General features: G+C 70.2%; 21 protein-coding genes. 4 read left to right on the top strand and 17 right to left on the bottom strand.

The window, feature by feature from the left end; translation table 11 throughout:
* Positions 1–152: 152 nt before the first annotated feature.
* The 5 genes from OG883_RS10330 to OG883_RS10310 all read right to left on the bottom strand — a co-directional run bounded on the left by OG883_RS10330 (position 153) and on the right by OG883_RS10310 (position 5,148).
* Positions 153–977, bottom strand: a complete 825-nt coding sequence (locus OG883_RS10330) for an ATP-binding cassette domain-containing protein (RefSeq protein WP_266538034.1) — start codon at positions 975–977, stop codon at positions 153–155.
* Complete coding sequence (locus OG883_RS10325; protein WP_266538032.1) at positions 974–2,029, bottom strand: ABC transporter permease; 1,056 nt, start codon at positions 2,027–2,029, stop codon at positions 974–976. The genes OG883_RS10330 and OG883_RS10325 overlap by 4 nt, the downstream gene beginning before the upstream one ends.
* The gene (locus OG883_RS10320) at positions 2,026–3,036 is read right to left on the bottom strand and encodes a sugar ABC transporter substrate-binding protein (protein WP_266538029.1); all 1,011 of its coding nucleotides are present in this window, start codon (positions 3,034–3,036) and stop codon (positions 2,026–2,028) included. Before OG883_RS10320 ends, OG883_RS10325 begins: the two co-directional genes overlap by 4 nt.
* Positions 3,037–3,188: 152 nt before the next feature.
* Entirely contained in the window at positions 3,189–4,187 is a 999-nt protein-coding gene (locus OG883_RS10315; protein WP_266538026.1) for a sugar ABC transporter substrate-binding protein, read from the bottom strand.
* 241 nt (positions 4,188–4,428) lie between these two features.
* Complete coding sequence (locus OG883_RS10310; protein WP_323180925.1) at positions 4,429–5,148, bottom strand: GntR family transcriptional regulator; 720 nt, start codon at positions 5,146–5,148, stop codon at positions 4,429–4,431.
* A 155-nt stretch (positions 5,149–5,303) separates the two neighbouring features.
* Between OG883_RS10310 and OG883_RS10305 the strand changes: the two genes are divergently transcribed.
* The gene (locus OG883_RS10305) at positions 5,304–6,308 is read left to right on the top strand and encodes a Gfo/Idh/MocA family oxidoreductase (RefSeq protein WP_266538024.1); all 1,005 of its coding nucleotides are present in this window, start codon (positions 5,304–5,306) and stop codon (positions 6,306–6,308) included.
* Positions 6,309–6,375: 67 nt separating this feature from the next.
* Here the strand turns inward: OG883_RS10305 and OG883_RS10300 are convergent, their stop codons facing one another.
* The 4 genes from OG883_RS10300 to OG883_RS10285 are packed head-to-tail and all read right to left on the bottom strand — an operon-like array spanning position 6,376 to position 10,053.
* A complete protein-coding gene (locus OG883_RS10300; protein WP_266538021.1) occupies positions 6,376–6,795 on the bottom strand; it encodes a PaaI family thioesterase in 420 nt (139 codons plus the stop codon).
* Positions 6,782–8,086, bottom strand: coding sequence for a cytochrome P450 (locus tag OG883_RS10295; RefSeq protein ID WP_266538018.1), 1,305 nt, complete (start codon positions 8,084–8,086; stop codon positions 6,782–6,784). The genes OG883_RS10300 and OG883_RS10295 overlap by 14 nt, the downstream gene beginning before the upstream one ends.
* Before the next feature lie 9 nt (positions 8,087–8,095).
* On the bottom strand, positions 8,096–8,767 hold the full coding sequence (locus tag OG883_RS10290; protein WP_266538015.1) for a response regulator transcription factor: 672 nt from the start codon (positions 8,765–8,767) through the stop codon (positions 8,096–8,098).
* Positions 8,764–10,053 carry a sensor histidine kinase gene (locus tag OG883_RS10285; RefSeq protein ID WP_266538012.1) on the bottom strand — a complete coding sequence of 430 codons (1,290 nt, stop codon included), beginning with the start codon at positions 10,051–10,053 and terminating at the stop codon, positions 8,764–8,766. Before OG883_RS10285 ends, OG883_RS10290 begins: the two co-directional genes overlap by 4 nt.
* 145 nt (positions 10,054–10,198) lie before the next feature.
* Between OG883_RS10285 and OG883_RS10280 the strand changes: the two genes are divergently transcribed.
* Positions 10,199–10,408: a hypothetical protein gene (locus tag OG883_RS10280; RefSeq protein WP_266538009.1), complete on the top strand. Its 210-nt coding sequence runs from the start codon at positions 10,199–10,201 to the stop codon at positions 10,406–10,408.
* Between the two features lie 171 nt (positions 10,409–10,579).
* On the opposite strand, the gene OG883_RS10275 is transcribed toward OG883_RS10280, so the two are convergent.
* From OG883_RS10275 to OG883_RS10260, 4 genes are all read right to left on the bottom strand, one after another.
* Positions 10,580–11,203 carry an NAD(P)-dependent oxidoreductase gene (locus tag OG883_RS10275; protein ID WP_266538006.1) on the bottom strand — a complete coding sequence of 208 codons (624 nt, stop codon included), beginning with the start codon at positions 11,201–11,203 and terminating at the stop codon, positions 10,580–10,582.
* Between the two features lie 201 nt (positions 11,204–11,404).
* The gene (locus OG883_RS10270; RefSeq protein ID WP_266538003.1) at positions 11,405–12,328 is read right to left on the bottom strand and encodes a DMT family transporter; all 924 of its coding nucleotides are present in this window, start codon (positions 12,326–12,328) and stop codon (positions 11,405–11,407) included.
* 111 nt (positions 12,329–12,439) lie between these two features.
* Positions 12,440–13,057: a dihydrofolate reductase family protein gene (locus OG883_RS10265; protein WP_266538000.1), complete on the bottom strand. Its 618-nt coding sequence runs from the start codon at positions 13,055–13,057 to the stop codon at positions 12,440–12,442.
* A 196-nt stretch (positions 13,058–13,253) separates the two neighbouring features.
* Positions 13,254–14,087 carry an AIM24 family protein gene (locus OG883_RS10260; protein ID WP_266537998.1) on the bottom strand — a complete coding sequence of 278 codons (834 nt, stop codon included), beginning with the start codon at positions 14,085–14,087 and terminating at the stop codon, positions 13,254–13,256.
* A gap of 100 nt (positions 14,088–14,187) precedes the next feature.
* Here OG883_RS10260 and OG883_RS10255 point away from each other — a divergent pair, with 100 nt between their 5' ends.
* Positions 14,188–14,916 (top strand): SDR family NAD(P)-dependent oxidoreductase, encoded by a 729-nt coding sequence (locus OG883_RS10255; protein ID WP_266537996.1) that lies wholly within the window; start codon positions 14,188–14,190, stop codon positions 14,914–14,916.
* Between the two features lie 185 nt (positions 14,917–15,101).
* Here the strand turns inward: OG883_RS10255 and alc are convergent, their stop codons facing one another.
* Together alc and allB are read right to left on the bottom strand one after the other, a co-directional pair.
* On the bottom strand, positions 15,102–16,217 hold the full coding sequence (alc, locus tag OG883_RS10250; RefSeq protein WP_266541391.1) for an allantoicase: 1,116 nt from the start codon (positions 16,215–16,217) through the stop codon (positions 15,102–15,104).
* Entirely contained in the window at positions 16,217–17,563 is a 1,347-nt protein-coding gene (allB, locus tag OG883_RS10245) for an allantoinase AllB (RefSeq protein ID WP_266537993.1), read from the bottom strand. Before allB ends, alc begins: the two co-directional genes overlap by 1 nt.
* 370 nt (positions 17,564–17,933) lie before the next feature.
* Between allB and OG883_RS10240 the strand changes: the two genes are divergently transcribed.
* Positions 17,934–18,731, top strand: a complete 798-nt coding sequence (locus OG883_RS10240; RefSeq protein WP_266537990.1) for an IclR family transcriptional regulator — start codon at positions 17,934–17,936, stop codon at positions 18,729–18,731.
* A gap of 520 nt (positions 18,732–19,251) precedes the next feature.
* Here the strand turns inward: OG883_RS10240 and OG883_RS10235 are convergent.
* Both OG883_RS10235 and OG883_RS10230 read right to left on the bottom strand, forming a co-directional pair.
* Positions 19,252–19,575: a DUF5955 family protein gene (locus OG883_RS10235; RefSeq protein ID WP_266537987.1), complete on the bottom strand. Its 324-nt coding sequence runs from the start codon at positions 19,573–19,575 to the stop codon at positions 19,252–19,254.
* 120 nt (positions 19,576–19,695) lie between these two features.
* Positions 19,696–21,666, bottom strand: coding sequence for a serine/threonine-protein kinase (locus OG883_RS10230; RefSeq protein ID WP_266537984.1), 1,971 nt, complete (start codon positions 21,664–21,666; stop codon positions 19,696–19,698).
* Between the last annotated feature and the right edge of the window lie 152 nt (positions 21,667–21,818).

Here is a 21,818-nt window from a genome sequence, read left to right as displayed (position 1 = left end):
GCTCCTGTGGTGAGGGCGGTCCGCCGCGGCGGAGGCCTGGGCGCGCAGTCTTTCGACCACATCTCGCCGAGCGCCGGAGGGGCTGCACAGGCAGCCCCTCCGGCGCTCGAGGCGGGGGTCCCCGGGGGGAGGGGTCCGGGGCGGAGCCCCGGTCACGTGCTGTGGCCGCCCAGGTGCGTCGGCGTGGGCGCCCGTTCCAGCTCGTGGCGGAGGTCCTCGAGCTCGCTGCCGCCCGCCATCTGGCGGGTGAGCTTGTCGAGGGTGACGGACTCCTTGGTGTGGCTGGCGGACATGGTGCCGCGCTTGAGCAGTACGAAGCGGTCGCCGACCAGATACGCGTGGTGCGGGTTGTGGGTGATGAGCACAACACCCAGTCCCGCGTCGCGTGCCGCCGCCACATACTTCAGAACGACGCCGGACTGCTTCACTCCGAGCGCCGCGGTCGGCTCGTCCAGTACCAGGACCTTCGCACCGAAGTAGACGGCCCGGGCGATCGCCACGCACTGGCGCTCACCGCCCGACAGCGTCCCGATGGGCTGGTCGACATCGCGCAGGTCGATACCCATGCGCAGCAGTTCGGATCGGGTGGTCCTGCGCATCAGCTCGACATCGAGGCGCTTGAAGGGGCCCGCGCCCTTGGTCGGCTCCGAGCCGAGGAAGAAGTTCCGCCAGACCGGCATCAGCGGTACGACGGCGAGATCCTGGTAGACCGTGGCGATGCCCCGGTCCAGGGCCTCACGCGGGTTGGCGAGGCTCGCCTGCTCCCCCTCGATCAGGAAGGTGCCGGCGTCGTGCCGGTGCAGACCCGCGATGATCTTGATCAGGGTGGACTTGCCGGCGCCGTTGTCACCCAGCACGCAGGTGATCTCCCCGGCGTGGACCTGGAGCGAAACCCCTTCCAGGGCGCGGATGTTGCCGTAGTACTTACTGACGTCGTCGAGCTCGACAAGGGCTGCCTGCGTGTCTTCAGCCGTCATTTGCTTGCCTCCGCCCGCTTGCGGACCCATGCGTTGAGCAGGGTGGCCAGAAGGAGCATCGCTCCGAGGAAGAACTTGAACCAGTCCGGGTTCCACTCCGCGTAGACAATGCCCTTGCTGGTCATGCCGAAGATGAAGGCACCGACCGCCGAGCCGATCGCGGAGCCGTAACCACCGGTGATCAGACAGCCGCCGATGACGGCCGCGATGATGTACGTCAGCTCATTGCCGACGCCCTCGCCGGACTGCACCACGTCGAACGAGAACAGCAGATGCTGGCCGGAGACCCAGGCGGCGAAGGCGACGCCCATGTAGAGGCCGATCCTCGTCCTGTTGACGGGCACGCCGACCGCGCGGGCAGCATCGGCGCCGCCGCCGACCGCGAAGATCCAGTTGCCGAAGCGGGTGCGCAGCAGGATCCAGGTGGCCAGGGCAACCAGGGCGAACCACCACAGGATGGTCACCTTGAGGGTGACATCACCGAAGGTGTGCTCGGAGGCGAAGATCTTCTTCGCCGACTCGAAGCCCTCCATGTCGGCGATGGACTTCGTCGAGACCGTGCCGCTGATCAGCTTGGTGAAGCCGAGGTTGAGACCGGTCAGCATCAGGAACGTACCGAGCGTGATGATGAAGCTGGGCAGTTTCGTACGGGTCAGCATGAAGCCGTTGAAGACCCCGACCGCGAGCGTGACCAGCAGCGAGACAAGGACGCCGACCCAGACGTTGGCCGTCATCTGGTAGCTGAACATCGAGGAGATCAGTGCCGATGTGGTCACCAGGACGCCGGCCGAGAGGTCGAACTCGCCGCCGATCATCAGCAGCGCGACCGGTACGGCCATGATGCCGAGGGTCGAGGCGGCGTACAGCACGGTGGAGAGGCTGGACGCCCGCAGGAAGGAGTCCGCGACGATCGAGAAGAAGATGAAGACCGCCGCGGCGCCGACGACCGAGCCCAGCTCGGGCCTGCCGAGCAGCTTGCGCAGTGGCGAGGTCCGCAGCAGCCGCTCGTCGGTGGTCCTGTCCGGTGCGGCAGGTGGAGCGGTCGCGCTCATCGGGTCCCCCGATCCGTGTATTCCTCCAGCTCGGCGGCGTCCTTCTCGGTGATGATCTGCGGTCCGGTGAGCACGGGCCGCCCGCCGCCGAGGACATCGGCGTTGTACTTGTAGAGCCAGAGCAGATCCACGGCCTGGTACCCCTGGAGGTACGGCTGCTGGTCGACGGCGAAGCCGAGCGTGCCTGCCTGGAGTGCGGTGGCGACCTTGGGGTTGAGGTCGAAGGTGTCGATCTCGGCCTTGCTCTCCGCGGACTTCTTCGCCTGGACGGCGGCGTCCGCGAAGGGCGCGCCGAGCGTGACGACGGAGTCGATGGAGGCGTCGGTCTGGAGCTTCGCCTCGATGGACGCCTGGACGTCGGGCATGTTGGTGCCGTCCACGTACAGGTTCTGCATCTCGCCGTCGAAGGCCTTCTTGGCGCCGTCGCAGCGCTGCTCATGGCCGACGTTGCCCTGCTCGTGCAGTACGCACAGGGCCTTCTTCCTGCCGCGCTTGTCGAGCTCGTCGCCGACGGCCTCGCCGGCGATCGTCTCGTCCTGGCCGATGTGGGTGAGCGCGCCGTACGCCTTGGACTGCTCGGATCCCGAGTTGACGGTGATCACCGGGATACCGGCACCGGTCGCCTTGGCGATGACGGCCTTCATCGCGTCGGGCTTCGCCAGCGTGACGATCAGCCCGTTGACCTTCTTGTCGATCGCGGCCTGGACGAGCTGTGCCTGCTGCTGCCCCTCGTCGCTGTGGGAGTACAGGAATTTGATGTTGTCCTTGACGGCGGCCTGCTCGGCGCCCCTCTGGACGATGTCCCAGAACGTGTCGCCGTCGCCCGAGTGGGTGACCATGGCGAAGGTCCAGCGGGGGGTGGTGACCGCGGACCTGCCCGCGGCCTGTGCCTTACGGGCGTCCTCCGCGCGCTTGCCGCCCGTGCTGCTGCATCCCGCGAGGGAGGCTCCGAGTACCGCTGCCAGCACCGCGCCGAGCGCGCGTACCCCAGTCCTTGCCCTAGCCACGACCCCGTGCCCTTCTTGCCGTACTTCTCGGTGCGGCCGGGGGTCGTATCGACAGTCGTGTCGACGCGCCCCGGCCGCCCAAGTATGTGTCACGGCTGGTCGGAGGGTCGGCATCGGGTACGCCGGGTACGTCATCGGGTATACCGGGGACGTCATCGGGTGCCGTCGGCGGTGAGCTTCTCCAGCGCGGGCACGTCCTTCTCGGTGACGAGCGCCGGGCCGGTGAGGATCGGCTTGCCGCCGCCGATGACATTGAGGTTGGTCTTGTTGAGCCACAGCTCGTCGATGGCGAGGTAGCCCTGGAGGTAGGGCTGCTGGTCCACGGCGAAGCCGATCTGCTGGGCCTTGAGCTGCTTGACCACTTCCTCGTTGAGGTCGAAGGTGTTGACCTCGGCGCTGGAGGCTGCGCCCTCCTTGGCCTTGACGGAGGCCGCGGCGAAGGGCGCGCCCAGCGTCACGACCGCGTCGATGTCCTTGGCGCTCTGCAGCTTCGCCTCGATGGAGGAGGTGGAGGCGGGCATGTTGGTGCCCTCGACGTTGAGGTTCTCCACGCTCCCCTCGAAGGTCTTCTTCACCCCTGCGCAGCGGGCCTCGAGCGAGACATTGCCCTGCTCGTGGATAACGCAGATCGCCTTCTTCCTGCCGCGCTTGTTGAGCTCCTCGCCGACGGCCTCGCCTGCCACGGTCTCGTCCTGGCCGATATGGCTGAGCGCACCGACGCCCTTGGAGAACTCTGCGCCGGAGTTGATCGTGACGACGGGTATGCCGGCCGCGACGGCCTTCTTGACGGCGTCCTGGACCGCTTCGGGCTTGGCGAGGGTCACCACGATCCCGTCGACCTTCTGGTCGATGTAGGTCTGGATGAGCTGCGCCTGCTCCTTGCCCTCCTTGTTGGCGGCGTAGAGGAATTCGACGTTGTCCTTGCGGGCCGCGACCTTGGCGCCGCTCTGGACGATGTCCCAGAAGGTGTCGCCCTCGCCGGAGTGCGTCACCATGGCGATTTTCAGCCGGTCGGTGGTGGCGGGCTCGCCGCCTTTGCCGCCCGTGGAGGGGCTGTCCTTGGCCTCTTTGCCACCGGAACTGCTGCATCCGGCGACGACGACCAGGGCACATGCGGCGAGCAGGGCTGCTGCCGTGCGGGTGGTACGCATGGTGGGTCCGCCTTCTCTCCCGGCCGCCAGGTTGCGGCTGGGTGAGTTTTTACGGTGGTCACGGGACGCCGTCAAGACTTTGTCCGAACATTCTTACGCGGACGATGGTGCCGACGGGGTTACGGGCGGCACTGCGAACAGCGGCGCGGACAGCGGCGCACAAGGCAGGCGGGCAGTATGCGGGCGGCAGGACGGACGGCAGAGGGACGGCAGGGGGACGGCCGCCCGGGGCGGTCCGGGGCTACGGTCTGACCAGCAGCTGGAACTCGAACGCGTAGCGCGAGGCGCGGTAGATGTGCGAGCCGAACTCGACCGCACGGCCGGTGTCGTCGAAAGTGGTCCGCTCCATGGTGAGCAGCGGCGCACCCGTCGACTCGGTGAGCAGCTCGGCCTCCAGGGCGGTGGCGGCGCGTGCCCCGACCGACTGCCGGGCACTGTGCAGGGTGATTCCCGCGGCCCGCATCATCCGGTACAGACCGGTCGCCTCCAGCCGCTCTGTGTCACAGTCGAAGAGACCCGCGGGCAGATGGTTGCGCAGCCGGGCCATGGGCTCGCCGTGGGCGTACCGCAGCCGCTCGACCAGCTGGACGTCGCTGCCTTCGGGTACGCCGAGGGCGGCGGCGACCTCGGCGCTCGCGGGCTCGAAGACATTGCGCAGGACGATGGTGGCCGGGCGCTGGCCGGCCGCCTCCAGGTCGTCGTAGAGGCTGCTGAGCTCCAGCGGGCGCTTGACCTGGCTGTGCACGACCTGGGTGCCGACGCCGCGCCGGCGTACCAGCAAGCCCTTGTCGACGAGGGACTGGATGGCCTGGCGGACGGTGGGACGGGAGAGCCCGAGGCGGTTGGCCAGCTCGATCTCGTTGCCGAGCAGACTGCCGGGGGTGAGGGTCCCCCTCTCGATGGCCGATTCCAGCTGCTGGGAGAGCTGGAAGTAGAGCGGGACCGGACTGGTGCGGTCCACGCTCAGCTGGAGAGACAGGGACGGGTCCGTCACGTGTCTGGGCTGCTTGGGCACGGGCCGAGCGTAGTCGCACGGAATGTTGACGGGAAGTCGTGAAGTTCGGTTGTCAGGACAAAGTCTTGACAGGGCGGCGGGCTCGGCTCCACCTTTGGGCCATGCGCATCGGACTTATCGGGACGGGACGTATCGGCACTTTCCACGCGGGCGTGCTCAGCCGCCATCGGGAGGTGGGGTCACTGGTCGTCGCGGACGCCGACGCCGCTCGCGCGGCGGAGGTCGCCGAGCGCACCGGGTCCACCGCCGCGCCCGGCGTGGACGAGATCTTCGCCTGGGGCGTGGACGCCGTGGTCATCGCCTCCGCCACCGCCTCCCACGCCGAACTCATCGCCCGCGCCGCCCGCGCCGGGCTCCCCGCCTTCTGCGAGAAGCCCATCGCACTGGACCTGCCCGGGACACTCGCCGCACTGCGGGCGGTCGAGAGCGCGGGCACCGTGCTCCAGCTGGGCTTCATGCGCCGCTTCGACGCCGGGTACACGCAGGCCCGCGAGCTGGTGCGGTCCGGGCGGCTCGGCCGGCTGCACACCGTACGGGCCATGACCTCCGATCCCGCTCCGCCGCCGGCCGCGTATCTGCCGCTCTCCGGCGGCCTCTACCGGGACTGTCTGGTCCATGACTTCGACATCCTGCGCTGGGTCACGGGCCGCGAGGTCGTCGAGGTGTACGCGACCGGTTCGGACGCCGGACCCGCGATGTTCCGCGAAGCGGGCGACGTCGACACCGCGGCGGCGGTCCTCACCCTGGACGACGGGACGCTGGCGACGGCGACGGCCACCCGCTGCAACGGCGCGGGCTACGACGTACGGATGGAACTGGCGGGCGAGCTCGACCAGGTAGCGGTCGGCCTGGACGACCGTACGCCGATCAGCTCGACCGAGCCCAAGGGCCCGCCCGCGGCGGACAAGCCGTGGCCGGGCTTCCTGGAGCGGTTCGCCCCGGCGTACGAGGCGGAGCTGGACACGTTCGTGCGGGTGGTCCAGGGCGAGACCGAGAACCCGTGCGACGGGCGGGAGGCGCTGACGGCACTGCGGATCGCGGAGGCGTGCGAGCTGTCGCGGCGGGAGCGCAGGCCGGTGCGGCTCGAGGAGATCCCGGCCGACTGACCCGGACGCCCAGGACTCCCGCGCGACGTCCAGGATCCGCGCGGCGTTCCAGACTCCCGCGCGGCGTTCAGGACTGCTGCGCGGACAGTACGGTGCCCTGCGCGACGGCGCAGAGCGTCTCCTCGCCATCCGCGTTCACCGTGAACAGGTCGCAGCGGGCGACCGCCTGGCGGCGGCCGCTGTGCACGACGGCGGCGCGGGCGACCAGGGTGCGGCCGGTCGCCGGCCGGATGTACTGGACGGAGAAGCCGCCGGTCAGCACGGCGGCACCAAGTGTCGTACCGGCGGCGAAGGTGATCGAGTTGTCGGCGGCGTACGCGAGGACTCCCCCGTGCAGATAGCCGTTCTGCTGGTGCAGCTCCTCGCGGATGTCCACCTCGAGCACGGCCTGCCCGTCGCCGAACGCGGTAATCCGTGCCCGGAGCAGTCGGCTGAACGGCTGGCTGTCGAGGACCTTCCGGGCCACCTCGAGGTCAAATCCCGGCATGGTCACGCTCCTTGGGCGTTCGGTTCTGAAGTACCGCTCTGGTGCTGGGCGAGCACGGGTCCGCGCCCACTCCGCCACGCCCCTCGGCCCCGGGACCGGCAGGCGGACGACACTCCCACCGCACCGGGAGCCGGCGTACGCCGCGCATCAGCATGCCGGGCAGCCAGTCGTACGGTTCGGCGGACGGGTCGAGGGCGAGTCCGGGGCAGCGCTCCAGCAGCGTGCGTATCGCGATCCGGCCCTCCATCCGGGCGAGCGGGGCGCCCAGGCAGTAGTGGATGCCATGGCCGAAGGCGAGGTGGCCGCGGGTGTCCCGGCGGATGTCGAAGCGGTCGGGGGCCGGGAAGCGCCCCGGGTCGCGGTCGCCCGCGGCGATGCCGACCAGCACCGCCTCGCCGGCCGGGATCACGGTGTCTGCGATACGGACGGGGGCGGCGGTGAAGCGTGCGGTGCCGGTCTCCACCGGTCCGTCGTAGCGCAGCATCTCCTCGACGGCTCCGTCGAGGAGAGTGAAGTCGGCACGCAGGGCGGCGAGTTGACCGGGATGGCCGAGCAGCGCCCGGATCCCGTTGGAGAGCAGATTGACGGTCGTCTCATGACCGGCGATCAGCAACAGATAGGCGAGGGCGCGCAGTTCGGAAGCCGAGAGCCGGTCGTCGTCCTCGTCGCGGGTACGGACCAGGGCGGAGAGCAGATCGTCCGTGGGGCCGGCGCAGCGCTTGTCCTCGATGAGTTCGTCGAGGTACGCGGCAAGCTGATGGACGGCGTCCCGTTCGGCCGCCGGGCCGGTCGGAGCCACGACCTCGTTGGACCAGGCACGGAACGCCTCCCGGTCGGCGGCCGGAACGCCGAGCAGTTCGCAGATGACGATGATGGGCAGCGGAAAGGCCAGCGCGTGCACCAGATCGGCCTGCCCGGCCGGGATCATGGCGTCGATCAGTTCGTCGGTGATCTGCTGGATGCGCGGGCGCAGACTCTCCACCCGGCGGCCGGTGAACTCGCGGGCGACCAGCCTGCGCAGCCGGGTGTGGTCCGGCGGGTCCAGGACCAGCAGGTACGGGCCGACGACGCGTTCGTCGAGCATGGTCGCGCCCACCGTGGCGGGTGACTTGGACAGCCGCGGGTCGGCGAGCGCGGCCCGTGCCTCCTGGTGGCCGACGATCAGCCAGAGCTCCTCGCCGTTCGGCAGGCGCACCTCGTGGACGGGCCCCGACTCGCGCAGCCGCGCATAGTACGGATACGGGTTCGCGATGAAGTCCGCTCCGTACTCCCCCAGATCGACGACGGTCATCGCGTCAGCCTACGTCGCCTCCCCTTCGTCGAGCAGACCGGCGTCGTGCACCAACAGCGCGATCTGAACACGGTTGTTGAGACCCAGCCGGGCCAGGATGCGGGAGACATGCGTCTTGACGGTAGGCACGCTCATGAAGAGCGCCGCGGCGACCTCGGCGTTGGACTGGCCGCGGCCGACGGCGACCGCCACCTCCCGTTCGCGTTCGGCGAGCGCGGCGAGTCGCTGTGCCGCGGCGTTTCTGCGTGTTTCGGGCCGGCTGTCCGACACATGTGTCATCAACTGGCGGGTGACGGCCGGGGAGAGCACCGGGTCGCCGGACGCCACCCGCCGTACCGCCGCCACGATCTCGGCGGGCGGGGTGTCCTTCAGTACGAATCCGGCGGCGCCCGCCCGCAGCGCCCGCAGGACCTGTTCGTCGGCGTGGAAGGTGGTCAGGACCACGATCTCAGGGGCGTCGGGACGGCGGCGCAGCGCTTCCGTGGCGGTGAGACCGTCCATGTGCGGCATCCGGATGTCCATCAGCACCACATCGGGCGCGTGTTCGTCGACGAGCGCGGCGACTTCGGAGCCGTCGGCCCCCTCCCCCACGATCTCGAGGTCCTCGGCCCCGCCGAGCATGAAGGCGAGTCCTGCCCGTACGAGCGGGTCGTCATCGACGACGATCAACCGGATAGTCATGAGGGCCACGGTAGCCAGGCCCGGACGTGGAAGCCGCCGTCGTCCGTAGCTCCGTGTTCGAGACGGCCGCCGGCGAGCGTGGCGCGTTCGGTCAGCCCGATCAGGCCCTGGCCGGATCCCGGGACTTTCTCCACCTCGCCGAGCGGGGCGGGATTCTCCACGTCGACGGTGAGCCCCTGCCCCGGTCCGCCGCTCACGGCGACGGTGACCTCCGTGCCCGGCGCGTGTTTTCGCGCGTTGGTCAGGCCCTCCTGGGCGATGCGGTAGACGGTGCGTCCGGTGGCGGCGGGGGCAGAGGCCGGGTCGGTGACGCGGTTGTCGAGCGTGACCAACATGTCGGCCTGCCGGGACTCCGCGACCAGCGCTTCGAGGGTGGCGAGCGTGGGCTGCGGCCGGTCGGATCCGTCGCCGTCGCCCGGGGCGCGCAGCACGCCGATGATCTCGCGCAGATCCTGGAGCGCCTCGTGCGCGCTGTCGCGGATCACTCCGGCCGCGCGGGCAACCTCGGCCGGGGGCGCGTCCGGACGGAATTCGAGGGCCCCGGCGTGCACGCTGAGGAGGGTCAGCCGGTGGGCCAGCACATCGTGCATCTCGCGGGCGATGGCCTCCCGGGCGAGGCGCTGCGCGTGCGCGGCGCGCAGCTCGGCCTCGTTCTCGGCCCGCCGGGCACGTTCGCGCAGGGCTACGACGAGCTGTCGGCGGGCGCGGACGAGCATGCCCCAGCCGGTCATCAGCAGGACCAGAATCACCGAGGTGATGAGCGAGGCCACGAAAGACGTCGCCGGATCGGGGCGTACAGCTGCCTGCACCGCCGAACTCACAACGGCGAGGACTCCGACGGTCGCGACCGGTTTGAAGGTCCGGTGCACGGCGAGGCTGAACAGGCTCACCAGCAGGGCGCCGCCGGCCGCCGGAGCCACGGAGGCGAGCACGACAAGAACGCCCGCGAGCCCCACGGGCGCGCGCCGCCGTACCCACAGGGCGCAGCAGGCCGCCGCGCCCAGCAACTGGTCGGCGAGGACGACGAGCTCGGGGTTGCCGGCCTGCGTGCTCGCCTCGGAGGCGAGCATGCCGAGGATTGCGGCGAGGACGAAGACGGAGGTGTCGACGATCCAGTCGCGCACGGTACGGCGCGGCCTGGCCCTGGTCTTGCCGTCCTCCGTGCCCTTGCCGTCCTCGGCGCCCTTGCCCTTGCCCCTCCCCTTGCCGCGGCTGCCGGTGAGGTCCGGGTCCAGAGGGTCGGACATGGCTGAGGGCAGCAGCCAGGGGTACTCCGTGCGCGTCATATCGACAAAACTACGCAGGTGGGGCGAGGGTGTGGCCCCCCTGGCCGAGGGAAGCTACCAAAGTCGCACGGCTTCAGACTTTCGGCGCGCGCCCGCATTCCGACGGCCGACGCGGGGGCTGTCGCGCATACGCAAGGCTCCACGTATGAGGAAAATCTTCGAGGCGGTCGGCTTTGTCCTGCTCGTCTGGGGCGCGGTCGGCGTGGTCCATGAGTTCACCGGCTGGTTCCGCGTCTGGGGAGGCCTGCAGCTGCTGAATATCCCCGACGGCTACCAGCTCTTCGCGAACATCGTGCTGACGGTGGTGGGACTGGTGTTCCTGGTGGCCTCGGACCGGATCGGCCGGAGCGCTTAGGGGGCAGCCGGAGCGGCCGGAGCGCTTAATGGTCGGCCGGAGCGTGCCGGGCGCGCGTCCGGGGCGGACCTCGACCCTGTTCATCCCGCGCAGATCGTTGACCAGACCGTCCGGGCAGACGAAAGCTCCGGCGGCGTTGCGGCCGCCGCAGCGTCGGGTCCCGTGGCCGTGTCAGCTCGTGAGGATGGCGATACGGCGCGACCAGGTCGAGTCGTTGACCTGCGCAACCATGAAGTGGGCAACGTCCGCGCGGCTGATGCGGGGCATGCCCGTGAAGTCGAAGAGGTCACCGGCGCGGTAGGTGCCGGTGAACGGCCGGTTGGTCAGCGACACCGGATAGACCAGGGTCACGTCGAGGTCGCCGGCGAGGAGTTTGCGGTCCGCCCGCTGTTTGTCGGAGTAGATCTTCCTCAGCAGCGTGCGGTAGAAGAACCGCTGCGGCAACGACGCCTGCGTATAGGTCCGGTCGACGCCGAAGGCGGAGAGGAAGATCAGGCGATCGACTCCCGCATCGTGCATGGCGGGGACGAGCGCGTCCACGGTCCGGCTGACGATGTCGGAGGTGAGGCTCTTTCCCGTCCCCATCGTGCTCAGCACCGCATCCTTGCCCACAGCCGCACTGGCGACCTCCTGCTCGTCGGCGACGTCACCGACGAGCACGGTCAGCCGGTCGTCGAGCGGGGGAAGTCTGTCCGGATTGCGGACGACCGCGGTGAGGTGATGACCCGCGTCGAGGGCCTGGGCCACCACCTGTCGGCCGGTGAGCCCCGTCGCGCCGAGAAGCAGGAGATTCATGTCGGACTCCGAACGGGGCGTACGGTCACCCCAGCTGCGCCGTGACGTGATCGATCACCGCGCTGACCCTCCATGTGCCGGCCTGCTGCGGGATCAGGGGAAACTCCCTCACCTCCAGCCTGGGCCTGACGGCTGCGGAGCGCGACATGTGTGGGTCAGCCCCCGGTTCCCGGGGACGCCGAGCAGTCCGGGCGCCCGAACCTAGCAAGCAGTCCGGTCGGCGGTGCGGCGTCCCCACGTCGTGCCCGCGAGGACCAGCGCCCCGCCCAGCAGACCGAGCGCGCCGAGGTGTTCGCCCCCGATGGCGATGCCCCCCGCGGCCGCCCACAACGGCTCCGTGCCGAGCAGCAGGCTGACGCGGGACGGTGAGGTGCGGCGTACCGCCCACATCTGCACGAAGAAGGCGAACAGCGTGCAGAAGACGGAGAGGAAGAGCAGCCCGGCCCATTCGCGCGGACCGAAACCGAGGGCCACCGTCCAGGGCGAGGCCCCGGTGCCGGGGACGGCGGCCAGGACCGCGAACACCGCGACCGCGCTGCCCAGCTGGACCGTCGTCAAGGAGAGCGAGTCCGCGCCCTGCACCGCCTTGATCCTGGACATCGCCAGCACATGGACGGTACGGGCGAGAGCAGCCAGCAGCATCAGCAGATCGCCGAGGGATGGTGTGGTGAAACCGCCGCTCTGGGTCAGCAGCACGACACCGGCCACGGAGAGCCCGGCCGCGGCCACAAAGGCCCTGGGCGGCCGGTTGCGGGTCACCACCGCCTCGGCGAGCGGCGTGAAGATCATGGTGAGGCTGATGATGAGCCCTGCGTTGGTCGCGGAGGTGTGCACAACGCCGTACGTCTCCAGCAGGAAGATCACGCCGAGTACGAGCCCGAGGAGGCCGGCGCCGCGCCACTGGGCCGGGGTCAGTGCCCGCAGCTTGCGGTGTCCGGCCACCGCGAGCACCGGCAGGACGAGCGCGAAGCGGAGCACCAGCACGGCAACGACGGTGTGCGTTGTGGTGATGCCCTTCGCCGCGAGATAGCTCGCGCCCCAGACCACGGCCACGAGCAGCACGGGCAGATCGGTGAGCCAGGCCCGGCGGGGCGCGAGCGCGGCGGGTACGGCGATCGAGGTCACGTGCGGGAGCCTCCGGGGAGCGGCGATGTCTCAGATTCGGGCGTGGAGACGTCGTCGGCTGCCACCTGGAGCGATCACCGTACCCGGCCGGGTACGTGAGGGCCCACCGTTTTAGGGGGCCTCATAGGTTCCGTACTCGGGGCGGCCGGCCAGCTCGTACGTGTGGATGGCCACGCCCGCGGCCGTGGTGCGGGCCCCGGTGTGCCGGAAGGCGGTCGGTACCGCGCCGTTCGCGAAGAGGCGGCGGCCCGTGCCCAGAACGACGGGGAAGACGAGCAGGTTGAGCGTGTCGATCAGGTCGTGCGCCATGAGGAAGTGGGCGAGGGCGCCGCTGCCGTGGACCTGGAGCTCGCCGTCCGTGCGCTCCTTGACTGCGGCAACTTCGTTGGCGAGGTCACCACTGATGACGGTGGTGCCCGCCCAGTCGGCCTTCTCGAGCTTGGTCGAGACGACGTACTTCGGCAGAGAGTTGAGCCGCGATGCGATCGGGTCGGCGGGGTCGGTCACCTTGGGCCAGTAGCCGGCGAAGATCTCGTACGTGCGCCGGCCGAGCAGGAAGGCTCCGGCACGGTCGAAGACCTCTGTCATGAACCGGCCGAAGTCCTCGTCCCCGTACGGCACGGACCAGCCGCCGAGCTCGAAGCCGCCGCTGGGGTCCTCGTTCGGTCCGCCGGGCGCCTGCATCACGCCGTCGAGGGTGACAAAAGTGGTGATGGAGAGCTGTGCCATGACACGTGCCTGCTTCCTGATGTGCGGTGTTCGGGTTCCTGGACGGTGTGCGGTGTTCGGGGTCCTGGACGGTGTGCAGTGTTCGGGGTCGCTGATGGGCGGTGTTCGGGGTCCTGGTGTGCGATGTTCCCGTCATCAGCTCAGACCCCGCTCGCGCCGGGACATTCATCGATCGGCGCGAGCGGGCCGGAGCGGGCTAACCGGCGTTGGTGGAGAAGAGCCCGCCGGTCGGGCCCTGCTTGTCGCCGCCCTGCGCCTTTCTCAGGGCATTGGCGAGGCCCTCGATGGTGAGTGACTGGAGGATCACGCGGCCGTTGCCCTCCAGGGTGGCGAGGGAGAGGCCCTCGCCGCCGAAGACGGCGTTCATCAGGCCCTGGCGGTTGAGACCGCCGACGCGCTGGACGCCGTACTGGATGCCCTCCTCGAAGGCGACGATGCATCCGGTGTCGACCTCGATGCGGCCGCCGAAGTCGGCGGGGTTGAGGTCGATGAAGTTGCCGGCGCCGCAGATGATGACCGTGCCGCGGCCGGTGAACTTCTCCAGGACGAAGCCCTCGCCGCCACTGCGTCCCGCTTTGCCGCCCTGGAAGGCGATACCGAAGTCGACGGTGGACTCGGCGGCGACGAAGGCGTCCTTCTCCGCGAACCAGGCGCGCGTGCCGTCGAGTTCGAGGGCTCGCATCTCGCCGGGGAGTACGCCCGCAAAGCCGGCGGTGCCCTCACCGCCGGTGGGGGTGAAGTACTGGAAGGCGAAGGACTCACCGGCGAGGGCGCGCTGGCCGACCTGTATGGCGGTGCCCATGGCCTGGCGCAGCAGGCTGCCGGCGCCGGCCGCGGGCTGCCCGCCACGGCTGCCACCACTGCCACCGCTCCCCGAAGGCCCCGATGGCCCCGACAGGCGGGTCTCCATCGTCACGTTGGAGGTCTTGAACAGAAACTTCCCCGCCTCGCAGTAGACGGTCTGGCCGGGCTGCAGGCTGACGACCGCCATCTGCATGGCGTTGCCGACGATCTCTTGCTGAAGAGTCACACGCGGATTCAACGTCCGTTTGCCGCCAGCACCGAGGAGGCAGGGCCGATTTCATTGAAGTCGTAACCACTACTGACAAGCAGACAAGAGGTGTTACGACATGGCCAGGACGGCTCTGGTGACCGGTGGCAGCCGCGGGATGGGGGCGGCGATCGCCCTGCGGCTCGCCCAGGAGGGCGTCGATGTAGCGATCACGTACGTTCAGGGAGAGGAGGCCGCCCAGGAGGTGGTCCGCAAGATCGAGGCGACGGGGCAGCGCGGGCTCGCTCTGCGCTCCGACGCTGCGGACGCCGAAGCGGCCGGCGCGATCGTCGGTCAGGTCGTGGAACGGCTCGGGAGCATCGACATCCTGGTCAACAATGCGGGCGTCGGCGTACTCGGTCCCATCGAGAGCCTGTCGGCCGATGCGGTGAACCGGGTGCTGGACGTGAACGTACGGGCGGTGTTCCTCGCCTCGCAGGCGGCCGCCTCCCGCATGGAGCGAGGCGGCCGGATCGTCTCCATCGGCACCTGCATGACGAAGTACGTACCGGGCCCCGGCGGCACGCTCTACGCGATGAGCAAGTCCGCGCTGACCGGCCTGACCAAGGCGCTGGCCCGGGAGCTCGGCGCCCGCGGTATCACGGCGAATCTGGTCCACCCGGGGCCGATCGACACGGACATGAACCCGGCGGACGGCCCGTACGCCGAGCCGCAGAAGGCCGATACGGCTCTGGGCAGGTTCGGCCGGCCCGGCGAAGTGGCCTCACTGGTCGCGTACTTGGCGAGCGACGAGGCGGCCTACATCACCGGCGCCGAGATGTCGGTGGACGGCGGCCACGCGGCGTAACGCCTGCGGCAGGCCTGTTCCCCACCCGCCCCTTCCCGAGCTGGAGGCGAGCTCCCAGGCCCCGGAGTGCCCTGCGGGCGCTGTCCTCCGTCTCCCCCCCCGGACGAAGTCCGGGGAGAGACGCGGGGTTCCGGGCGGAGCCGCACATCGATACAGCCGGAAGGGGCGGGACGGGGAGGGTGTCGTCAGCCGCCCAGTTCCTGGTGGCGGGCCGCCAGGCGGTTCGCGCCCTCCTGCGTCAGGGAGCCGAAGAGACGCAGTCGCGAGATGCCGCCGTCCGGGAAGATGTCGATCCGCACGTGGCTGCCCACGGCCGGCGTGTCCAGCACGAAGCGGTGGTTCGTGTCGGGCTGCAGACGGGTGCGGGGCAGAACCTCCGCCCATTCGCCGTCCGCGCCGTCCTTGACGGACAGCGCCGCCCAGCCCGCGCTGTTCCCCTTCAGATACGCCGTGTCGATCTCGACCGCGCGGATCTCGGACTGCTCCACGAGCTGGTAACGGATCCAGTCATTGCCCTTGTCCCGGCGGCGACGGGTCTCCCAGCCGTCGTCCATCTTGCGGGAGCGGCCCGGCTGGATGGTGTTGGTCGCCGGGGAGTAGAAGCGGTCGGAGGCGTCCTCGACCTGGCCGCCGTTCTCCAGCGCGACGAGATCGAACGTGGACAGGGCGGCCAGCCACGCGGGGTCCGGTGCCACCTCGCCGTACACCCGCAGTCGGGCGATGCCGCCGTCGGGGTGCTGGTTGACACGCAGATGCGTGAAGCGCTGTTCGACGTCGACGGCGAAGCCGTTCGCCGCGTGGCCGCCGATGGCCGTACGGGGCACCAGCGTCGTCCACTTCACGTCGTCGGCGAGGAGGTCCTCGGGCGACGGAGACCCGGACAGGGCGGTGGCCTCGACCGAGACGGCCTGCGGGTAGTTGCCGCGGAAGTGGGCGGTGTCGATGACGAGGCCGCGTACGACTCCGGGCGCACCGAGCCGTACCAGCGCCCAGTCGTGGTCGTCGTCGGTGGGGTGCGGCTGCGCGGCGCTCACACCGCGGCGGCGGCGGGTCTCCCAGCCGTCCATGATCTTGCCCTTGTGGCCGAAGTGCTCCGGGTCGAACTCCGCGGCCTCGGGCTTGAGCATGTTCTCGCGCTCGGCGAAGAACTCGTCGTTGGCGGCGGTCACGCCCGCCCCGAGACGCCGGTCGGCGAGGTCGGCGTAGTGCGTGAACGGGAAGTCGGCCGTGCGGTAGTCGGCGTACGGGTCGCCGCCGCCGAACGGGCTGGCGTCACCGGTGAAGGAAGGGATGGACACGATCAGTTGTTCCTTTCGAGCAGTCGTCCGGTCGGCTCGGCCAGGGTGCCGTTCTCGACAATGCGTTCGCCGCGCAGCCACGTCGACCTGACCACGCCGTGGAGCGTCTTGCCCGCGTACGCCGTCACCTGGTTGCGGTGGTGCAGTTCGGCCGGGTCCACGGTGAAGGTCTCGTCGGGCGCGAGGACCGCGAAGTCCGCGTCGCGGCCCGTCTCGATGGCGCCCTTCCGGTCGTCCAGTCCCGCGAGCTTCGCGGGGGCCGCGGACATCCAGCGGACGACGTCCTCCAGCGAAAGGCCGCGGCGCCGGGCCTCGGTCCAGATCGCCGGGAGGCCCAGCTGGAGGGAGGAGATTCCGCCCCAGGCGGAGGCGAAGTCCGGGGTCTTCAGGTCGGTGGTGCAGGGCGAGTGGTCGGAGACGATGCAGTCGATCGTCCCGTCGGCCAGGCCCTCCCACAGCGCGTCCTGGTTCGCGGCCTCACGGATGGGCGGACAGCACTTGAACTCCGTTGCGCCGTCCGGGACTTCCTCGGCCGTGAGGGTGAGGAAGTGCGGGCAGGACTCGACCGAGATCCTGACGCCCTCCCGCTTGGCGGCCGCGATCAGCGGCAGCGCGTCGGAGGAGGACAGATGCAGTACGTGTACTCGGGCGTTGAGCCGCTTGGCCTGCGCGATCAGGCCCTCGATGGCGGTGTTCTCGGCGTCGCGCGGGCGGGAGGCGAGGAAGTCGGCGTACTTCGGGCCGGACTCCTGCGGTGCTGCGGCCAGGTGGTGCGGGTCCTCGGCATGCACGATCAGCAGTCCGCCGAAGCCGGCGATCTCGGCCATCGACCGGGCGAGCCGGTCCTGGTCCAGCTCCGGGAACTCCTCCACGCCCGAGGGCGACAGGAAGCACTTGAAGCCGAAGACACCGGCATCGTGCAGCGGCCGCAGATCCTTCACATTGGACGGGACGGCCCCGCCCCAGAAGCCGACGTCGATGTGCGCCTTGTTCCGGGCGACCTGCTGCTTGGTGGCGAGGTTCTCGACCGTGGTGGTGGGCGGAAGGGAGTTGAGGGGCATGTCGAGGAGGGTCGTGATGCCGCCGGCGGCGGCCGCGCGGGTGGCGGTCCAGAAACCCTCCCACTCGGTGCGGCCGGGGTCGTTCACATGGACATGGGTGTCGACGAGGCCGGGGAGTACGACATCGTCCCCGAAGTCCTCCAGCCGGGCCCCGGCCGGCACCTCGGCGTCGTACGGCAGTACCGCCGCGATCTTCCCGGCGGCGACGGCGATCGATACGGCGCGCGTCCCCTCCGGGGTGATGACGCGCGTCGAGCGCAGTACCAGGTTCACGTCCACATCGGACACCCGTGCCCTCACTTCCAATCCCGTACAGCGAAATTCAACGAACTGTTGAAGGAGTCTTCACCCCCGAGTCCGGCCCGTCAAGACCCCACCAGCATGGCCGCCACCCCCGTGACCTGCGAAGGGATCATGGGCGCGGCACCACATTCCGCCCCGCGATGCCTCCTTGGACGTTTCCACGAAGTGGAAGTAGACTTTCACTGCGCAGAATGTTGTTTCGACCAAGGGCGCCGGCAGGAGATCGCCGGGGGCGACGCCGACACGGGGACAAACGGGCCCTGACCGGCACGGACCCCTTGACGAGAGCGATGTGCCCTGTGCAGCTGCCCGGTAGGCTGCTGCCTTGCCCTGCCTGCCCGAAAGGACCGCCCACGTGCCGACGTCCAGCGCCAGCACCACCGACGCCGCCAAGTCCGCCTCCAGCGGTGGCGTGCAGTCCCTGGAGCGCGCCTTCGACCTGCTCGAGAGAATGGCCGACGCCGGTGGCGAGGTCGGGCTGAGCGAGCTCTCCGCCAGCAGCGGTCTGCCGCTGCCCACGATCCACCGGCTGATGCGCACCCTGGTGGCCTGCGGCTATGTACGCCAGCAGCCCAACCGCCGCTATGCGCTCGGCCCCCGGCTGATCCGCCTGGGCGAGTCCGCCTCCCGGCTGCTCGGCACCTGGGCCCGCCCCTACCTCGCCCGCCTGGTCGAGGAGACCGGCGAGACGGCGAACATGGCGCTGCTCGACGGCGACGAGATCGTGTACGTCGCCCAGGTGCCGTCCAAGCACTCCATGCGCATGTTCACCGAGGTGGGCCGCCGTGTCCTGCCGCACTCCACGGGCGTGGGCAAGGCACTGCTCGCGCACACCCCGCCGGAGGAGGTACGGGCCCTGCTCGCGCGGACCGGCATGCCCGCCGCCACCGAGAAGACGATCACAACGCCCGAGGGCTTCCTGGAGGCGCTCGAGCAGGTGCGGCGCGCCGGCTACGCGGTCGACGACAACGAGCAGGAGATCGGGGTCCGCTGCCTGGCAGTCTCGGTACCCAACTCCCCGACGGCGGCGGCGGTTTCGATCTCGGGCCCGGCCGGCCGGGTCACCGAGGCGGCCATGGAGAAGATCGTCCCGGTCCTCCAGGAGGTCGCCCAGGACCTCTCGACGGCGCTGGCGAGCCAGAACCCGGCGTAGGCCTGACGGCCGGGGCACGTCTCGCTCACCGCGGAGCGGCGGCGAAAGGCCCGCAGTGCGGGCCGGGGTCCAGTGCGGGCCCTCCGAGGCCCGGGGTCCACTGCGGACTCTCCGAGGCGGGGCGAGGCCCACTGCGGGCTCCGGCGGAGCCCCGGTTTCGGGGAGTGGCGGGTCAGGTCAGGTCAGGTCAGGGGAGAGACACCGCCGCCCCCACGGGAACACACATCTGCGCGAAGCTGGGGGTGGACTCGCGTACACCGGCGGCGGCGACAGCGAGAGCACGCCGCCTCATCGGGCGCTGACCTGTTCCCCTGGAGCTACGCCCCGCCCCTGGGCGCCCTGCGGGCGTGTCCTCCATCGCCGGACGGGCCGAATTTCCCGCCCGACGGGCGGGAACTCCAGCCCCGCCGGTGCCTGAGGCGCGGAGTCCGGGGCGGAGTCCCCACGCGGCGGAGCCGCACATCGATACAGCGGGAAGGGGCGGGAGGGGGTCGATCCACCTCGGCCGAACGGCCGCCCCTCAGACCCGCCCCCGGGGCGGCACCTCACCGAAGAGATCGACCGCGTTGCGTACGTCCATCAGCGCGGGCGCAAGTGCGCTCACCGACCCGACCGCACCGGCGATCAGCAACAGGGAGCGACGCATCCGCGGGATCTCCGGATCGCCGCCCGCCACCATCGCGGCCAGCACCGCCAGTTCGTCCTCGGCGATGCCCCGGTCGGAGAACTCGGCCGGATATCCGGCGAGTTCACGGCGGAGCCGGGAGACGGCAGCGCGCAGCTCCGTCTCCCTCGGGCCCTCATCGCTGCCTGTCACCCGCGTCTGCCTCGCGCTCCGCAACAATGCCCTCCCCCTCGCACGTCGTTGTGCCGGTTCGACGACCGTCAGCTGATGGTCGGACACTGTCGGTCGCGGGCAAGTTAACGTCATCCGGTGCGGTGCGCGCCACTCCACCGACCGAATTCAGGGAGTCGGCTGCACAACATCGAGCGCATTGCGCCAGACGGTCACATCGAGGGTGACGAACCTGCTGGGATCGGAATCGGCCGACTTCCCCTTGTACGTCACCAGGCCCACATGCCCCGAGTTGGTCAGGACGCAGAACTTGGCGCCCTTCGACAGGTTGACGAGATCGAGCTGCTCGGCGTACCGGGTCTCGCTCTTGCAGGTGGCGAGATCCCCCGCCTGCCCGGCACGCAGCAGGATCAGCCGTCCGTTCTCGACCTCCATCCTGCTGAGGTCGTATTCGTACTCGACATCGGAGTTGGAGGAGTCCTCGATCGGCTTGACCGGATCGTCGCCGAAGGTGATGTGGTAGTTGTCCACCAGTTCGAGATCGGTGTAGGTCTTGGGGACCGGGTCGGGAATCGGCTCCGCGGGCGGGGAGGTCTCCTCCTGCCCCGGGGTGTCGGGCGTGGTGTCGGCGGAAGGAGTGGTGTCCGCCTGCGGGGTGGCGTCCGCCGAGCCCTGGCCCTTCTCCTGACTCTGTCTCTGCGACGACTTCTTCTCATCGTCGCCGGAGAGGGCGACGTACACACCGCCGCCCGCCAATGCGCCGAGTACCACCGTGGCAAGGACGGCGATGGCCAGATTGCGGGCGGTCTTCTTCTTGGGCGCGGCAGGTGCGACGGGCGTGGGAACGGTCCCGTACGGCTGCACCGGCTGGGGGTAGGAGTGGCCGGGCGGCGGGGTGGCGTGCTGTTGCGGGTAGCCGTAGGCCTGGGGCTGCGGCGCCGGGCCGAAGCCGGGCGGCGGCGTCGCCGGGGCCGAGGCGGCAGTGGGCGTGGGCATCGGGGCCTGCGCCCCCGGGACGGGCCCGGTGGCCGGGTTCTGCGGCATGTAAGGCTGCGCCATGGGCGCCTGCGTCGGCGCCGGATTCTGTACGTACGCCGGATTCTGTCCCTGAGTCGGATTCGGAGACTGAGCCGGGTTCTGGCCCTGCGCCGGGTTCTGGCCCTGCGCCGGGTTCTGGCCCTGCGCCGCGACGGCCGGCTGACCGTCCGGCGGGGTCACCGGCGGCGCCGGGGCCGCCTTGCGCGTGGTGATCTCGGCGGCGACCGCGCCCGGCAGCCACTCCTCCGGACGACGCAGCACCGTTTCCGCGTTGGCGGACTGGCAGATGGCGAGAAGGTCGGCGACCGACGGACGGGCCTCCGGGTCCTTGGCCAGGCAGCGGGTCACCAACTCCCTTAGCTGCTCCGGAAGTCCGGTGAGGTCCGGGTCCTCGTGCACGATCCGGTAGAGCACACCGTGCGAGGTGCCCTCGCCGAAGGCGGGGCTGCCGGTCGCCGCGTACGCCGCGACCTGGCCGAGCGCGAAGATGTCGGTGGCCGGGGTGACATGGCTGCCGGCCGCCTGCTCGGGCGCCATGAAGGAGGGCGTGCCGATGGTGACGCCGCTGCTGGTGAGCGAGGTGGCGTCGGCGGCCCGGGCGATGCCGAAGTCGATGACGCGCGGCCCGTCCGAGGCGAGCAGGACATTGGCCGGCTTGAGGTCGCGGTGGACGATGCCCGCGCCATGGATGATGTGCAGCGCCTCGGCGATACCGGCGACCAGCAACAGCACCGTCTCGACCGGCAACTTGCCGTGCTCGACGACCGCGTCGGCGAGGGAGGGCCCGGGGACGTAGGCGGTGGCGAGCCAGGGCTGCTCGGCGTCGGGGTCGGCGTCGATGACCGGCGCGGTGTACAGGCCCTGCACGCGCTGCGCAGCCTGCACCTCCTGCGCGAACCGGCGGCGGAATTCGGGGTCCTGGCCGAAGTCGGGCCTGATCACCTTGATGGCGACGGGGCGTCCGCCGGGCGTGTACGAGAGGTAGACCTTGCCCATGCCGCCGGCGCCGAGGCGCGCGGCCAGCTTGTACCCGGCGACATTCTTCGGATCGTCTTCGCCCAGCGGCTGGAAGACCATTCCCTTGTGCCCGCGCCCACTCATCGACTCTTGTCCCCCATGGCGAACTTCAGTGTTGGAGATGCACCTTATCCAAGGTCACCCTGCGCTCTCCACGTTGGACGACCCGCTCGGACCGGGCGGTTCCGAAAGCCTGACGGTGGCACACGAACGGCGCAGCGCTTCGCCCGTATATG

Source organism: Streptomyces sp. NBC_01142 (genome assembly GCF_026341125.1).
Taxonomy (GTDB): domain Bacteria; phylum Actinomycetota; class Actinomycetes; order Streptomycetales; family Streptomycetaceae; genus Streptomyces.
The sequence above is the reverse complement of the archived record's forward strand: the minus strand, read 5'-3'. Positions and strand labels throughout refer to the sequence as shown.

Coding starts and splice junctions, on each gene's coding strand:
- OG883_RS10330 (WP_266538034.1), bottom strand. CDS start 977: ATGACGGCTGAAGACACGCAGGCAGCCCTTGTCGAGCTCGACGACGTC.
- OG883_RS10315 (WP_266538026.1), bottom strand. CDS start 4,187: ATGCGTACCACCCGCACGGCAGCAGCCCTGCTCGCCGCATGTGCCCTG.
- OG883_RS10325 (WP_266538032.1), bottom strand. CDS start 2,029: ATGAGCGCGACCGCTCCACCTGCCGCACCGGACAGGACCACCGACGAG.
- OG883_RS10275 (WP_266538006.1), bottom strand. CDS start 11,203: ATGAATCTCCTGCTTCTCGGCGCGACGGGGCTCACCGGCCGACAGGTG.
- OG883_RS10295 (WP_266538018.1), bottom strand. CDS start 8,086: ATGACCGTCGTCGATCTGGGGGAGTACGGAGCGGACTTCATCGCGAAC.
- OG883_RS10265 (WP_266538000.1), bottom strand. CDS start 13,057: ATGGCACAGCTCTCCATCACCACTTTTGTCACCCTCGACGGCGTGATG.
- OG883_RS10280 (WP_266538009.1), top strand. CDS start 10,199: ATGAGGAAAATCTTCGAGGCGGTCGGCTTTGTCCTGCTCGTCTGGGGC.
- OG883_RS10290 (WP_266538015.1), bottom strand. CDS start 8,767: ATGACTATCCGGTTGATCGTCGTCGATGACGACCCGCTCGTACGGGCA.
- OG883_RS10300 (WP_266538021.1), bottom strand. CDS start 6,795: ATGCCGGGATTTGACCTCGAGGTGGCCCGGAAGGTCCTCGACAGCCAG.
- OG883_RS10285 (WP_266538012.1), bottom strand. CDS start 10,053: ATGACGCGCACGGAGTACCCCTGGCTGCTGCCCTCAGCCATGTCCGAC.
- OG883_RS10230 (WP_266537984.1), bottom strand. CDS start 21,666: ATGAGTGGGCGCGGGCACAAGGGAATGGTCTTCCAGCCGCTGGGCGAA.
- OG883_RS10305 (WP_266538024.1), top strand. CDS start 5,304: ATGCGCATCGGACTTATCGGGACGGGACGTATCGGCACTTTCCACGCG.
- OG883_RS10255 (WP_266537996.1), top strand. CDS start 14,188: ATGGCCAGGACGGCTCTGGTGACCGGTGGCAGCCGCGGGATGGGGGCG.